At 66.7% G+C, this 13,131-nt stretch carries 10 protein-coding genes; 2 read left to right on the top strand and 8 right to left on the bottom strand.

Going from position 1 to position 13,131, the window contains the following annotated elements:
- The gene (locus BMX92_RS02995) at window positions 1-798 is read left to right on the top strand and encodes an inositol monophosphatase family protein (protein WP_093011659.1); all 798 of its coding nucleotides are present in this window, start codon (window positions 1-3) and stop codon (window positions 796-798) included.
- A gap of 10 nt (window positions 799-808) precedes the next feature.
- Entirely contained in the window at window positions 809-1,417 is a 609-nt protein-coding gene (locus BMX92_RS02990; RefSeq protein WP_093011656.1) for a glutathione S-transferase family protein, read from the top strand.
- 9 nt (window positions 1,418-1,426) lie between these two features.
- Here the strand turns inward: BMX92_RS02990 and BMX92_RS02985 are convergent, their stop codons facing one another.
- The 8 genes from BMX92_RS02985 to BMX92_RS02950 all read right to left on the bottom strand — a co-directional run bounded on the left by BMX92_RS02985 (window position 1,427) and on the right by BMX92_RS02950 (window position 13,008).
- On the bottom strand, window positions 1,427-1,711 hold the full coding sequence (locus BMX92_RS02985; protein ID WP_093011653.1) for a virulence factor: 285 nt from the start codon (window positions 1,709-1,711) through the stop codon (window positions 1,427-1,429).
- 74 nt (window positions 1,712-1,785) lie between these two features.
- On the bottom strand, window positions 1,786-2,106 hold the full coding sequence (gene trxA / locus BMX92_RS02980) for a thioredoxin (protein ID WP_093011650.1): 321 nt from the start codon (window positions 2,104-2,106) through the stop codon (window positions 1,786-1,788).
- 56 nt (window positions 2,107-2,162) lie between these two features.
- Complete coding sequence (gene addA / locus BMX92_RS02975; RefSeq protein WP_093011647.1) at window positions 2,163-5,564, bottom strand: double-strand break repair helicase AddA; 3,402 nt, start codon at window positions 5,562-5,564, stop codon at window positions 2,163-2,165.
- On the bottom strand, window positions 5,545-8,514 hold the full coding sequence (addB, locus tag BMX92_RS02970; protein WP_093011644.1) for a double-strand break repair protein AddB: 2,970 nt from the start codon (window positions 8,512-8,514) through the stop codon (window positions 5,545-5,547). The genes addA and addB overlap by 20 nt, the downstream gene beginning before the upstream one ends.
- The gene (locus BMX92_RS02965; protein WP_093011641.1) at window positions 8,507-9,217 is read right to left on the bottom strand and encodes a nucleotidyltransferase family protein; all 711 of its coding nucleotides are present in this window, start codon (window positions 9,215-9,217) and stop codon (window positions 8,507-8,509) included. Before BMX92_RS02965 ends, addB begins: the two co-directional genes overlap by 8 nt.
- Window positions 9,214-10,200, bottom strand: coding sequence for an aminoglycoside phosphotransferase family protein (locus BMX92_RS02960; protein WP_093011638.1), 987 nt, complete (start codon window positions 10,198-10,200; stop codon window positions 9,214-9,216). The genes BMX92_RS02965 and BMX92_RS02960 overlap by 4 nt, the downstream gene beginning before the upstream one ends.
- Window positions 10,197-10,667 (bottom strand): tRNA (adenosine(37)-N6)-threonylcarbamoyltransferase complex ATPase subunit type 1 TsaE, encoded by a 471-nt coding sequence (tsaE, locus tag BMX92_RS02955; RefSeq protein ID WP_093011635.1) that lies wholly within the window; start codon window positions 10,665-10,667, stop codon window positions 10,197-10,199. Before tsaE ends, BMX92_RS02960 begins: the two co-directional genes overlap by 4 nt.
- On the bottom strand, window positions 10,660-13,008 hold the full coding sequence (locus BMX92_RS02950) for a PAS domain-containing sensor histidine kinase (RefSeq protein ID WP_093011632.1): 2,349 nt from the start codon (window positions 13,006-13,008) through the stop codon (window positions 10,660-10,662). The genes tsaE and BMX92_RS02950 overlap by 8 nt, the downstream gene beginning before the upstream one ends.
- Window positions 13,009-13,131 lie beyond the last annotated feature (123 nt).

Below are 13,131 nucleotides of genomic sequence, written 5' to 3'. Positions count from 1 at the left end.
ATGCTGCTGGAACTCCATGATCCCGTCGTCGCTCTGATGCGGCAGGTCGGGCGCGATATCGTTATGCCGCGCTACCGCAACCTGTCCGCCGACGAGATAAGCGAGAAGGCGGCGAACGACTTCGTCACCATCGCCGACAAGGAAAGCGAGTTGCGGCTGGCCGAGGGGCTGGCCGATATCCTGCCCGAAGCCGGGGTGGTCGGCGAGGAAGCCTGCGCGGCTGACCCCAGCATATTGGAGCGGGCCGGCGAAGGCCTGAACTGGATCATCGATCCGATCGACGGCACTGGCAATTTCGCGTCGGGCAATCCGCCCTTCGGCATCATGGTGGCGCTGGCCGATGGCGGCACGACGCTGGCGGGGTGGATACTCGATCCGCTGACCGGGCGGCTGTGCCACGCGATGCTGGGCGGCGGCAGCCATATCGACGGCGAGCAGGTGACGGCGCGGGAAAGCGGCGGCGATCTGCCGATCGCGGCGCTGGCCGTCTATTTCATGGACCCGCAGGAGCGCGCGGACATTCAGCGCCGGTCGCAGGCCAGCTTCGCGCTGGTGGATATTCCCCGCTGCGCCGCCGAACAATATCCCCGGCTGGTGCTGGGGCAGAATGACGTGTCGGTCTTCGCTCGCACTTTGCCCTGGGATCATGCGGCGGGCACTTTGTTCGTCAATGAGGCGGGTGGTTGCTGCCAGCGGATCGACGGCACGCCCTTCCGGGTGGGCGATACGCGCCGTGGATTGATGGGCGCCTCCTCCCCGCGTCTGTGGGACAGGGCGGCGGAGACGTTGTTCGGGTAAGGGAATTTCGATGCTGACGATCTGGGGCCGGCTCAACTCGCACAATGTGAAGAAGGTCGCCTGGTTCGCCGACGAGATCGACCTGCCCTATGTCCGCCATGATGTGGGCGGCAAGTTCGGCATGGATGATGCCTATCTGGCGAAGAACCCCAATGCGCTGATCCCGACGATCGAGGATGGCGACGTCATCCTGTGGGAATCCAACGCGATCCTGCGGTATCTGGCCGCGCGCTATGCACCGCAGATGTGGCCTGCCGATCCGGCCGAACGAGCGCAGGGCGACAAGTGGATGGACTGGCAATTCGCCTTTGCCGATGCGCAACGCGACGCCTTCCTGCAACTGGTGCGGACGGCGCCGGAACAGCGAAGTGAACAGGTGATTGCGAAATCGGCCGAGGCGAGCGGCAAGGCTATGACGATACTGGACCGAGCACTGGCGAAACAGCCTTGGCTGTCAGGTGTCGATTTCGGTGTCGCGGATGTGCCGATGGGTGTTTACGCCCACACCTATTTCACGCTGGATATGGCGCGGCCCGACCTGCCGCATCTACAGGCTTGGTATGACCGGCTGCGCGGACGGCCGGGCTATGCGAAATCGGTGATGATCCCGCTCACATAGGCGATATGGTCATTCAATAGCTGGGGCGAGATCATTATTTTCCTCGATCCGCAACATTCTGATGTCGCGAACGGAAGGCTTGAACCAGCTATAGGTACGTCGCAATTCCTGCACGGCGAGAACGCAATCGACCGGCGTCACACGTTCATTGCCGAAATAGGTCGATCCCTGCTGCCACTCGAAACCTCTGGATTCCAGCACCTTTCGGATATCCGAATAGGCGTTAGTCCATGAAGGGGCATGATACGCGCTCTGTAGAATGGTCGTGTCCAGATCAAACACGATCGCATACATCCGGTCGTTCCCCCGATTATGGCCTAGTCCAGCAATCATGTTGCCAATCTAGGCCATTCTCGGGGGGAAGCCAATTACAATACGCTTTCGATCCAGCCCTTGAGCGCGCTCTTGGGGGCGGCGCCGACCTTGGTCGCGGCGGCTTCGCCATTTTTGAACAGGATCATCGTCGGGATGCCGCGCACGCCATACTGACCCGGTGCGTCAGGATTCTCGTCGATATTGATCTTGGCGATGACCAGCTTGTCGGCCAGTTCCTCGGAGATCTCCTCCAGAGCCGGGCCGATCATCTTGCACGGGCCGCACCATTCGGCCCAGAAATCGACGAGCACGGGCTTGTCGGAATCGATGACGTCTTCCTTGAAGCTGATATCGGTAACTGCCTTGGTGGCCATGAATGTCTCCTTTAGTTGAGGCGTATCTAGGGTGAGCGCGCGTCCGGCTCAACGGGTCAGAGCGGCAAATTCTCCTGCGCGGGCACAAAGCCGGGCTTGTGCGCCGCCAGCAGCGCGGGCGGCAGGGTGATGAGGCGCGGCGCGCTGGTGTAGAGCAGCCCCGCCTCGATCATGCGATCAGGGAAGATCACGGCGAGCGCGGCGGCATAGGCGGCCATCTGGCGGACATGCGCGACCGGCACGTCGGCCAATGTCAGCGGCGCGACCCGGCCGGTCTTGAAGTCGACGAACTGCACCCGGTCCGGGCCGATGCACAGGCGATCGACCGTGCCGGCGATCACCGCTTCCCCCACTACCGCCGCGATCGGCGCTTCGGCAAGGGCGTCCGGGCCGAAGAGCGCGGCATAGTCGGGCGCTTCGATGACACGGAGCGCCTGTTCGATGACGTCATGACGCTGCGCCGCATCCTCTGCCCCTTGCTGCACCAGCCAGCGATCGGCGGCGTCGCGGCGGCGATCGACCGGGACGGCGGGCAGGCGTTCGAACAGCGCGTGAAGCCAGCGCCCGCGCTCAGCCGCCTGGCGCATCGCTGGGGTTGGCGGTGGATAGGGCACGTCATCCTCGACCTGCGCGGAGGGGGCGAGAGGGCGTGGCGGCCGGGCTTCGGCGGGCGCAGCTTGTCGTAGCCAACCCGGTTCGGCCAGTGCCGTTCGTTCGGCGATCGTCTCCGGCTCGGCCTTTCTGGGCGGCAATATCTCGCTGCCCTGCCAACGGCGGGTCGCGCCCCAGAGCGGATCGGCATCCCATTCCGCGCCCAGCGACACCATCGCGCCTTCGACGGCAGCGAACCAGCTTTCCGGCTTCACTTCGCCTTTGGCGCGGGGGCCGAGCGATCCGGCGACGATCAGCCTCTCCTCGGCGCGGGTCAGGGCGACATAGAGCAGCCGCCAATGCTCTTCCCGATCGACTTGCGCGGCGGCAGCCGCGACATCGCCGATCGGTCCCTGCCGTTCCGCCTTGCGCGGGGCGAGGATGGGCAGGCCATTCCACTCCAGCGAGTCCGATCGATTGCCGGCATCGGGATCGATACAGGCGTCGGCCAGGATGACGATCGGGGCTTGCAGGCCCTTCGCACCGTGCACGGTCAGCAGCCGCAGCATGTCGCCTGCCGCCGCCGCATCGCGCACGATTTCCACTTCGCCCCGGTCGAACCAGTCGATGAAGCGCTGAAGCGAGGGATGATCGTCGCTCTCAAAGGCGAGCGCGGCGTTCAGCAATTCCTCGATCGGGTCGGCCGCTTCGGCACCCAGTCGCGCGATCAGCCTGCGCCGTCCGTCCATCGCCCCGGACAGGATCGCCTCCAGATAGCGATAGGGGGTGGTGAAGTCCGCCACGCCCAGCAGATCGCGCAACGGCTGGAGCAGGGCGTCGGGCTGCGTCTGGTTGAGGTGCCGCCACAGGCCGGTCTTGCGCCCGATCAGCCGGGTCATCAGTTCGTCCTGGGTCCAGCCGATCAGCGGCGACACCAGCAAGGCGGCGAGGTTCAGTTCATCCTCGGGCTGCACGGCAAAGCGCAGCGCGGCCAGCAGATCGCGCACCGCCAGCGGGGCGTTCAGGCGCAGCCGGTCGATCCCGGCGACGGCCACCTGTTCTTCATAGAGGCGCGCGACGATGAGGCGCGCCAGTTCGCTGCGGCGGCGGACCAGGATCATGATGTCGCCCGCGCGCACCGGGCGGCCCCGGCTTTCCAGCATCAGGCCTTCGTCGATCCACTGCTTGATCTGTCGGGCGATCCGTTGGGCGAGAACACGTTCCTGATCCTCGGCCCAATCCTCCTCGCCCTCTGCTTCTTCGGACAGGTTGGCGACGACCGGTTTCCACAGCAGCACTTCGCCGGGGTGGCGGTTGGCGCTGATATGATGGACTTCGCCGCTTTCCAGCCCCAGCCGTTCGCCGCGCAGCGTAGCAATGGTGCGGTCCACCACGTCCAGCACCGCCGGGGTCGAGCGGAAGCTGCGGTCGAGCGAGAGATTGAAGAAGTCATGGCCGGACTGGTCGGCGTCGCGCTTGAACAGCAGGCGGGCGGCTTCGAAATTGGCGGGGCTGGTGCCCTGAAAGCCGAAGATCGCCTGTTTGAAATCGCCCACGGTGAAGATGGTGCGGACCTTTTGCTCCGGCGACCATTCGACTGCGAAAAATTCCTCGGCCAGCGTGCGGACGATCCGCCATTGCGCGGCATTGGTGTCCTGCGCCTCATCGACCAGGATGTGGTCGATCCGCTGGTCCAGCTTGTAGCGTATCCACTCGGCGATGCCCGGCTGTTCCAGCAGGCTGGCGGTGCGGGCGATCAGATCGTCGAAATCCACCGCGCCGGCCAGCCGCTTGGCCTGCGCATAGCCGCGCGCATAGGCGCGGCCGGCATGGAGGGCCTGCGCCAGCACAGCGGCATAATCGGCGCGCAGCTTCATCGCGATCAGCGCGCCGCAGCGCTCATAGAGGCGCATCGCCATATCGGCATAGCCGTCGACCGGCGGGACGAAGCCCTTGCTCTCCAGAAAATCGCCGTCGGCCTTGGCCCAGGCGCGATGCAGGTCGGTCAGCGTCGCCGCCCGGCCTGCGGGATCGAGCACGCGCCATGCCGCGATCCGGTCGCATCGCTCCAGTGCGCGGGTCTTGCCCCAGTCGACATTGGCGCGGACCACCCAGTCGAGCGCACGCATATCGAAGACATCATCGGAACATTGGTCGGCAAGCCATTGATCGATATCGCCATCGGGCAAGCCGAGTTGTTCCGCAACCCATGGTGCGATCGCTTCGGGCAGGTCGCTCAGCGCATCCCCCCGCGCGGCGCAGCGCAGCAGGAACTGCTCCGCCCCGCCCTCGCCCAGTCGCAGGCTCAGCGACTGGAGCGCTTCCATCAGCGCGGCGTCGCCCTGCTCCTGCGCCGTTACAACGAGGTCGGCGAGCGTCTGGCGCGCCAGGCTCGATTGTTCGCGCTGATCGAGCGGGCGGAAGCCCGGCGCGAGATCGGCCTCCAGCGGGAAGGCGGTCAGCAATTGCTGGCAGAAGCCGTGAATGGTCTGGATGCGCAGGCCGCCGCCGGTGGACTCCAGCACTTCGGCGAAGAGGCGACGGGCATGGTCCTGCATCGCCGGGCCGAAATCCTCGCCCAGCGCCATCAGGTCCGTCGCCAGCGCAGTCCCGTCCATCTGCACCCAGGCGGCGAGCCGATCATGGATACGGTCGGCCATTTCCGCCGCGCCTGCCTTGGTAAAGGTGAGGCAGAGGATATTTTCCGGCCGCACCCCCTGCAAAAGCAGGCGGAAGACGCGCGCAGTCAGCACGTGGGTCTTGCCCGTGCCGGCGGAGGCCGACAGCCAGACATGGGCATTGGGCGCGGCCGCGCGGGCCTGATCGCCCAGCAATTTCTGGAGCGCTTTAGCCATCGTCGCGGCCATACCATTCCTCCAGCCGCATCAGCTGGTCATAATCGCCATAATTGGCCACTTCGGGGTTGATTTCCGCCCGGAACGGCGCGGCTCCGAGCAGATAGTCGTTGGCGACCGCTTCGAAATGTTCATGGGCATGGGCAGTGAAGCTGTCGGTGACGATCTTGTCGCGCTTGCCCATTGGGTCGACCGGCCGTTCGCGATAGCCGAACTGGTCGCCCTTCTTGGCGAGCGACCAATATTCGAAATCGCCCGCCTGCACGCGCGTTCCCAGCCCTTCGAACCCGCCCAGTTCGGCGATCACGCCCAGCAGGCCGAGTTGCAGCGTATAGCCGGCCTTCACCTGCCGCGCGCTGGGCGGCTTGCCGGTCTTGTAGTCGATGATGCCGATCCGGCCGTCCACCAGGCGGTCGATCCGGTCGGCCTTGCCCATCACGGTGACGCCGGCGATCTCCGCGCGTCCCTCCTGCTCGACGGCCAATATGGTGCGGCCTTCGGCCTTGTCCTTGGCCACTTCGGCCGCGATCCAGCGGATCGCCTCGATCAGGCGGGGTTGCCACAGGGCCTTGAGCAGCGGATGCACTTCAGGCTGGTCGAACATGGCGCGGGCGCGCGCTTCCAGATCGGCGGGGTCCAGCGTGCCCGCTTCGGCCCAGCGTTGCAGCACGTCATGCACCGCCGTCCCGCGCCAGGCCGGGCCGGCATCGGCATCGACCGGATCGAGCCGGGTGAGGCGCAACACGCGCTTGGCGTAGAAGGCGAAGGGATCGGCCTTCAGCCGGTCGACATCGGTGACGGGAATGACGGTAGGCCGCGCCAGAGCGGGCGGCACGGGCGCGGGGCGTTTGGCCGGATGGTAAGCGGCGGGCGCGTCGATTGCGCGGGCGAAACCGGCGTAGCGCTCCGCCGATTTCCATTGCAGTCCGGCCATCGCCTTCAATCGCAGCCAGAAGCGGGAGGCGACCGCCGGGCCGCCGCTGCCACGACGAGCGCGGGTGATCAGGACGTGCGGGGCGCCCAGCGCGCTGGCGAAGTCATGGGCGGCAAGACCGATGCGGGTTTCCAGCCCCGGCAGGCCAAGTTCGCGCCGGATGCGCGGGGCGAGCCAGGGATCGGGCGCGGGCAAGCCCGGCCAGGTGCCTTCGTTAAGGCCGCCCAGGATCATCAGGTCGGCCTGCATCAGACGTGCTTCGATCAGGCCCAATATGGAGATGCGCGGATGGCCGCCCTGCGGCGGGCGGACGGAGACGCCGCCCAGCATATGATCAAGCAGCGCGGGCAGCGCGCGCGGATCGGCCTGCCGTGGCCCTTCCGGCGCGGCGGCCTCCATTTCTGCGAACAGATCGGCGGCGGCATGGCCCTGATGCCCGGCCCAGACGGTTTCGCCGGTCAGCATGCTGGCCTGTTCGCGCAGCACCGCCAGTTGGGCGGCGAGATCGGTGGCCGTGGCGAAGCCCGTTTCCAGCGGTTCCAGCAGCACGCGGGCGGTTGGCCACCAGTCGCTCACCTGCGCGCGCAACACCCGCTGCCGATCGTCGGCACGGGGATGCATCAGCAGGTCGATGCCGATCAGGCCCGCCTGCGGTCGTGGTCCGCGCAGCAGCAGGTCGAGCGCGCGGACGCCCTCCAGCCAAGGCAGGCGCCCCTCCCCCTTCATCACCAGCGGATGTTTGAGCAGGGTCAGCAGCGATACCGGGGCGAAGCGTTCGGACACGGCTTCGGCCATGGCGATCAGCAGCGTGCCGGGCAGCAGGCGGGAGAGTGGCGAACCGGCGCTGTCGTCCGCCTCTATCCCCCAGCGACGCAGATGGGCGGACACACGTGTCGCCAGTTGCCGGTCGGGCGTCACCAGCGCGGCGGTGCGTGCCGGCGTTTCCAGCGCCTCCCGCAGGGCGATGGCGATGGCCTGCGCTTCCTCGCCGGGTGTCGCCACCTCCAGCGCCTCGACCCCGGCCAGCGAGCGATCCGCCGTTTTCAGGTCACGCCAGCGACTGGTGAGTTTGGGCGGCAGCATCGCGTTGGAGATATTGCGCCCGCGCACCGCCCGCGCATCATGCTCGCTGCCCCAGCGCCAGTTGGCGACATCCTCGCGCGTGGCGCTCATGCCGTCGAGCAGGCGCTTCAGCGCATATTGGGGATGGCTTTCATGGCCCGGCTTGCGCTGGCCGGTGAGCGGATCGGGATCGAACGGGCCGATCGCATCCCATGCCTCCGGGTCCATATGCTGGTCCAAGCCGGCGAACACCACCGACCCGTTCGGCATCATGCCGATCCGGCGCAGCAGTCGGGCGACGGCGGGGGCCGTGGTGGAGATGCCGGCCGCCACGGCGAAGCCCGCAGGCGGATGCGTTGCCCAGCGGGCCGTCAGTCGATCGAACAGCCGATTGCGCCGGTCGGCCAGATCGATGCAGCCGGTCCGCGCCAGTTCATCGGGCCAGCGGGCAATCAATATCTCGAATATTTTCAAGGAAGTCTGCCAATGTTTTGACAGGTCTTCCGAAAGGGTCAGGTCGCGCAGCGCGGTCAGCGGCACGCGCTCCACCTGCATCTGGTCCAGCACGGCGCCCAGCGCCTGCCCCAGCAACAGCGCCTGCCCGGCGTCGACCTCCGGCTTGGCCTGCTGCACCATGCGGGCCAGGATCATCTGTCGGCGCATCGGCGCGATGGCGGGCGGGATCGCCTCCTCCTCGCCCAGCGGATCGAGCGCGCCGCCGACCTGCTCGCCAAGATCGGGATCGCCGATTGCCACCAGTCGCGGCAAGAGCAGCCCGCCGCCCGATTGCCGGACGAAAGCGTCGCTGACCGCCCGGATGGCGCGGTTGTTGGGCAACAGGACCATGCCCTGCGCCAGCGCCATCGGATCGCCGCGATGCTGGGCCAGCAGGCCCGCGACCAGAGCGTCGGCGAAAGCGCGATGCGCCGGAATGGTGAACAAGGCGGGGTGTGTGCGATCACCCATGGGCGATCATCGACTCCACCACCGGAATGGCCTTTGGCGTGCCGACGTCGAACCAAAGTCCCTGATGCGACACGCCGTAGAGGCGGCCCTTTTCGATCGCGCGGTTCCAGAAGATGTTGGTCGAGAAGACGTCGGCTGGGGGATCGACCAGCAGGTCGGACGAGATGATCTGGATGCCGATATAGACGAAGGGCGCGACATGACCCTGTTTGCGCCGGGTCAGGCGGCCATTGGCGTCCATATGGAAATCGCCCGGCCCGGAATGGCACATGGCGCGGGCCTGCGGGATGAGCAGCAGCAGCGCATCCATTTTTGCAGGGTCCCATATCCGGCGCATCATCGCGAATGTCTCACTGGGACCGTCGATCCAGTAATTGTCGCTGTTGACGCAAAAGACGGGGCCGTCGCCGAGCAGCGGTTTTGCTTTGATCAGGCCACCGCCGGTTTCCAGAAGCTTGGCCCGTTCGTCCGAAACGGCGAAGTCCAGCCCGCATTTGCGCGATTTCAGATGCGCTTCCACCGTGTCGGCCAGATAATGGACGTTGACGACGACCTTCCTGATGCCGCCCGCTTCCAGCCGGTCGAGTGCATGGTCCATCAGCGGCTTGCCCGCCACCTTGACCAGCGGCTTGGGCCGGGTCGCGGTGAGCGGACGCATCCGCTTGCCCAGCCCTGCGGCCATCAGCATGGCGGTGTCGATCATGCGGGGGCATACTCCTGTAGGGCATGATGGCGCTGATCGGCCGGGATATTCGCGTCGAACCAGGCGGCGACGGGCGCCAGCGCCGGATGCGCAAGGTCGCGTTCCAGCAGGCCCCACATGCGCGGCAGGAAGGACAGGTAGCGCGGCTTGCCATCGCGCTTCCACAGGCGGGTGAAGATGCCGATAATCTTGGCATTGCGCTGCGCGCCCAGCACCGCATAGGCGGCGTCGAAATCGGCGGGGGGCGATGCGATAGCCTTATAATGGGCCAGCATCGCGGCCTCGACCTCAACCGGCACGTCGCGCCGGGCATCCTGCAACAGGGATACCAGATCATAAGCGGGGTGGCCCGCCAGCGCGTCCTGAAAATCGAGCAGGCCAAGGCCATGGGAGGCCGCCCGGTCGATCAGCATGATATTTTCGGCATGATAGTCGCGCAGCACGGTGACGGTCGGGCTGACCGATTCCTCGACCAGCGGCAAGACCGCGTCCCAGGCGGCGACATAGGCGTCATCGTCCACCGACAGGCCGATCGCCGGGCAGTACCATTCGGTCAGCAGGCCGGCTTCCCGCTGATAGACCGCCCGATCATAGGGCGGCAGGTCGGCGGGCGGCAGGCGATGCAGATCGGCGATCAGGTCGACGGCACGGGCGTAGAGCGACAGTTCGTCGGCCGGATCGGCCTCCAGATGCTCCTTGATCCGCAGGTCGCCGAAATCCTCGATCAGGACCAGCCCTTCCTTCAGGTCGCGCGCCAATATGCGCGGCGCGGCGAAACCGTCGGCCAGCAGATGTTCGGCGATGGCGATGAAAGGGCGCGGATCTTCATGCGGCGGCGGCGCATCCATCAGCACGGCGCGGCGTCCGCCGTCCAGCACGCGGAAATAGCGGCGGAAGGAGGCATCGCCGGCGAGCGGGACGATGGCGGCGCCATCCCAGCCAGCATCGGCAAGAAAGGCGGGCGCCGAAACGGGCGGGATCATATTTGTGACCATCGCTCCGTCCAAGCGTCCGGCACGTCCGCTGTCAAGCGTCGCGCGTTATCTCCCGCCCCATCCTGGACAAAGTCGATGGTGAGGCGCAGGCTGTGGGACCATAGTCCGCTGCCCAGACGATCGGGCCATTCGATGATCAGCAGGCTGTCCATCAGATAATCGCCGAGCGCCAGTTCCTCCACCTCGTCCGGCCCGTCCAGCCGGTAAAGATCGACATGGGCGACCGGCAGGCGGACTTCGGGCACGTCATAGGGCTGGACGATCGCGAAGCTGGGACTAGGCGCTTCGCCTTCCAGCCCCAGCGCTTCGAGCAGGCCGCGCGCCAGCGTCGTCTTGCCCGCGCCCAGCCCGCCTTCCAGCATGATCACGTCGCCGATGCGGACATGGGTGGCGATGCGCCGGCCAAGGTCCAGCATCGCGGCTTCCCCGCTCAGGTCCAGTACCGCCTCAGCCACGGGGCAGTTCGATCGTTGCCATGGTGCCCTGTCCGGGGCGGGACAGGAGGGTCAGACTGCCGCCATGCGCCTCCGCCAACTGGCGGGCGAGCGGCAGGCCGATACCGGCGCGGCCGCCATTGCGGGCCTGATCGGCACGGGCGGCGGGATCGAAGATTGCCTTTTGCTGGGCCGCGGAAATGCCGGGGCCATTGTCCGACACGACGATCCGCGCCTTGTCCCCCGTGCCGTCGCCATGCAGCAGGATGCGGGCATCCTTTCCGCAATAGCGGATCGCATTTTCCAGCAGATGCTCGATCGCCTGCCCGATCCGGCGGGCATCGCCCTTTACCGTGCCAAGACTGCCCTGAAGCGAGGTGGCGAGTTCCATGCCCTTGGCCGCCGCCTGCGCCTTCAGTCGCTCGGCGCTTTCGCGCGCTACCGCCGTCAGGTCGACCGGCGCGCGCTCGATCGGCAGAGTGCCGACTTCGCCCTGCGTCAGGTCCAGCACATTGTCGATCAGCATCGACAGACGGGCCGTGCTCTGGAGAATGCCGTCGACATAGCCCGTGGCCGCTTCGCTCAATTCCCCGGCATAGCCCGCACTCATCATCTCGGCGAAACCGGAAATGGTGGTGAGCGGCGTGCGCAGTTCATAGCTCATATTGGTGACGAAGGCGGTCTTGACCTGATCCGCCTGTTCCAGCGCCTCGTTCCGGTCGCGCAGCACCTGTTCGACCCGGCGGCTGTCGGTCACGTCAAGCATGGTGAACAGCGCGTTGCCGTCCGGCAGGGGCATGGCCGCAAATTCGAAAATGCGCCCATCGGCAAAGCCGACATGGCCGGCGCGCTGCTTGCGCTCCACCGTGGCGGCGCGCACCAGTTCGCGGACCAGATTGCTCTGCTGCGGCTTGGCAAGCTGGGCCTGCACGGCGCGCATCAGGTCGTCGATGCGGGGATGGGAAGCGAGCAGATCCTCGCTGGCGCCCCAGATGGTGCGGAAACGGCTGTTCCACATTTGCAGTCGGCCGTCGGAGGCGAAGACGCCGATCGATTCGAACAGATTGTCGAAAGTCGCGGTGCGCACGCGCAGCAGGGTATCGCGCGCGCTCGAAAGCTGGACCTGCTCGGTCCGATCCTCGAAGATCAGCAGCAGGCCGCCGTCGGGCAAGGGCTGGGCATAGACGCGCAAATGCGTGCCGTCCTGCAACAGCCAGTTTTCTTCCTGCGGGTCGGGCGAAAGGAACCAGTTGCGCCGTTCGGTGCGCCATGCGGGAAAATCGCGATGTTCGGGCAGGCGGCGCGCATCGCGCATCTGGTCCAGCACCCGCTCGAACAAGGGAGCGTCGTTGAGCGCATCCTGGCGCAGGCCGAACAGGCTGATGAAGGGCTGGTTCCAGAAGCGCAGCGCCCGGTCCGGGCCGAAGCGGGCCACGCCGGCGGACAGGCGGTCGAGCAGGTCGCGTTGCGCCGCTTCCAGCCGTCGCTGTTCGACGCGCGCGGTTTCCAGTTCATGCTGGTCGACGGCATAGCCGGCCACGCCTGCCGGGCCGAGCGGCACATCCACCACGCGCATGGTGCGGCGTTCGCCATCGATCGTCGCCGGGACCATGCGTTCGATCGGGGCATCCTGCGCCACGGCATCCGCGGCCGCAGCCTGTGGGCTGACGCCACCGGCCATTTCGACCAGTTCGATGCCGTTGGCGATCACTTCGCCGGCATCGTCGCCGTCTACCGCGCGGACATAGGCGCTGTTGACCAGGCTGAGGCGCAGGTCGGGCGTGCGATGCCACATCGGGAACGGCGCCGCCTCGACCAGTCCGGCCAGCGCCTCCAGCGCCTCCCGCAACTGTTCGACGTGACTTTTCAAATCCTGGATTTCGGCCTGACTGTCGGTCGCATCGAAAATCCACAGCACCACGCCGCCGCTTTCGGCAAGGCCCGGCCCGGCGGGCGCGCCGCGCACCAGCAGCAGGCGGGAAGAGCCGACGCCGCGCACCGGTAGGGCGAAACTCTTGCCCGCGCGCTGGGCCGAGGCGATTTCGCGGGCCAGCGCGGCCCCGTCATCGGGTTCCAGCCCGCCATCGGCGTCTGTCAGTTCCGACAGGAAGGTCGGCACTCGCGTCTTGCCCAGCCATTTGGCGAGGCGATCGGCGGCTTCCAGCCGGCCATCAGGATGGATGATGATCGGGGCGGCGGGAGCGGACGCCAACAGCACGGCCAGCCGATCCAGCTTGCCTTGCGCCTGTGTGCCTTCGCGCCGCATCCGCTGACCGCTGAGCAGCGCCCACACGGCCGCGCCCAGCCAAGCAGCCAGCACGACGCCAAAGATGATTGCGGCATAGGGGGACAAGGTCGTCATGACCCCTGCCCTCCGGCCCGCCGAACCTGCCTGTCCCTGTCCATAAGCCGATTGGGCCTAAACCAGTTCGGGCCTATCGGGAAGGCGGCAGGAAAGAAAAAGCGGGCAAGAAAAAAGGGAGGC

Origin of the sequence: Sphingobium sp. YR768 (assembly GCF_900111125.1) — a bacterium.
Classification (GTDB): Bacteria; Pseudomonadota; Alphaproteobacteria; order Sphingomonadales; family Sphingomonadaceae; genus Sphingobium.
Note: the sequence above shows the minus strand (reverse complement) of the source record. Positions and strands in the feature narration are given on the sequence as shown.

Bases quoted from the DNA above. Each gene is read 5' to 3' on its own strand.
- addB (WP_093011644.1), bottom strand. From the start codon at position 8,514: ATGGGTGATCGCACACACCCCGCCTTGTTCACCATTCCGGCGCATCGC.
- BMX92_RS02960 (WP_093011638.1), bottom strand. From the start codon at position 10,200: ATGATCCCGCCCGTTTCGGCGCCCGCCTTTCTTGCCGATGCTGGCTGG.
- BMX92_RS02950 (WP_093011632.1), bottom strand. From the start codon at position 13,008: ATGACGACCTTGTCCCCCTATGCCGCAATCATCTTTGGCGTCGTGCTG.
- BMX92_RS02985 (WP_093011653.1), bottom strand. From the start codon at position 1,711: ATGTATGCGATCGTGTTTGATCTGGACACGACCATTCTACAGAGCGCG.
- trxA (WP_093011650.1), bottom strand. From the start codon at position 2,106: ATGGCCACCAAGGCAGTTACCGATATCAGCTTCAAGGAAGACGTCATC.
- BMX92_RS02995 (WP_093011659.1), top strand. From the start codon at position 1: ATGCTGCTGGAACTCCATGATCCCGTCGTCGCTCTGATGCGGCAGGTC.
- BMX92_RS02990 (WP_093011656.1), top strand. From the start codon at position 809: ATGCTGACGATCTGGGGCCGGCTCAACTCGCACAATGTGAAGAAGGTC.
- BMX92_RS02965 (WP_093011641.1), bottom strand. From the start codon at position 9,217: ATGATCGACACCGCCATGCTGATGGCCGCAGGGCTGGGCAAGCGGATG.
- addA (WP_093011647.1), bottom strand. From the start codon at position 5,564: ATGGCCGCGACGATGGCTAAAGCGCTCCAGAAATTGCTGGGCGATCAG.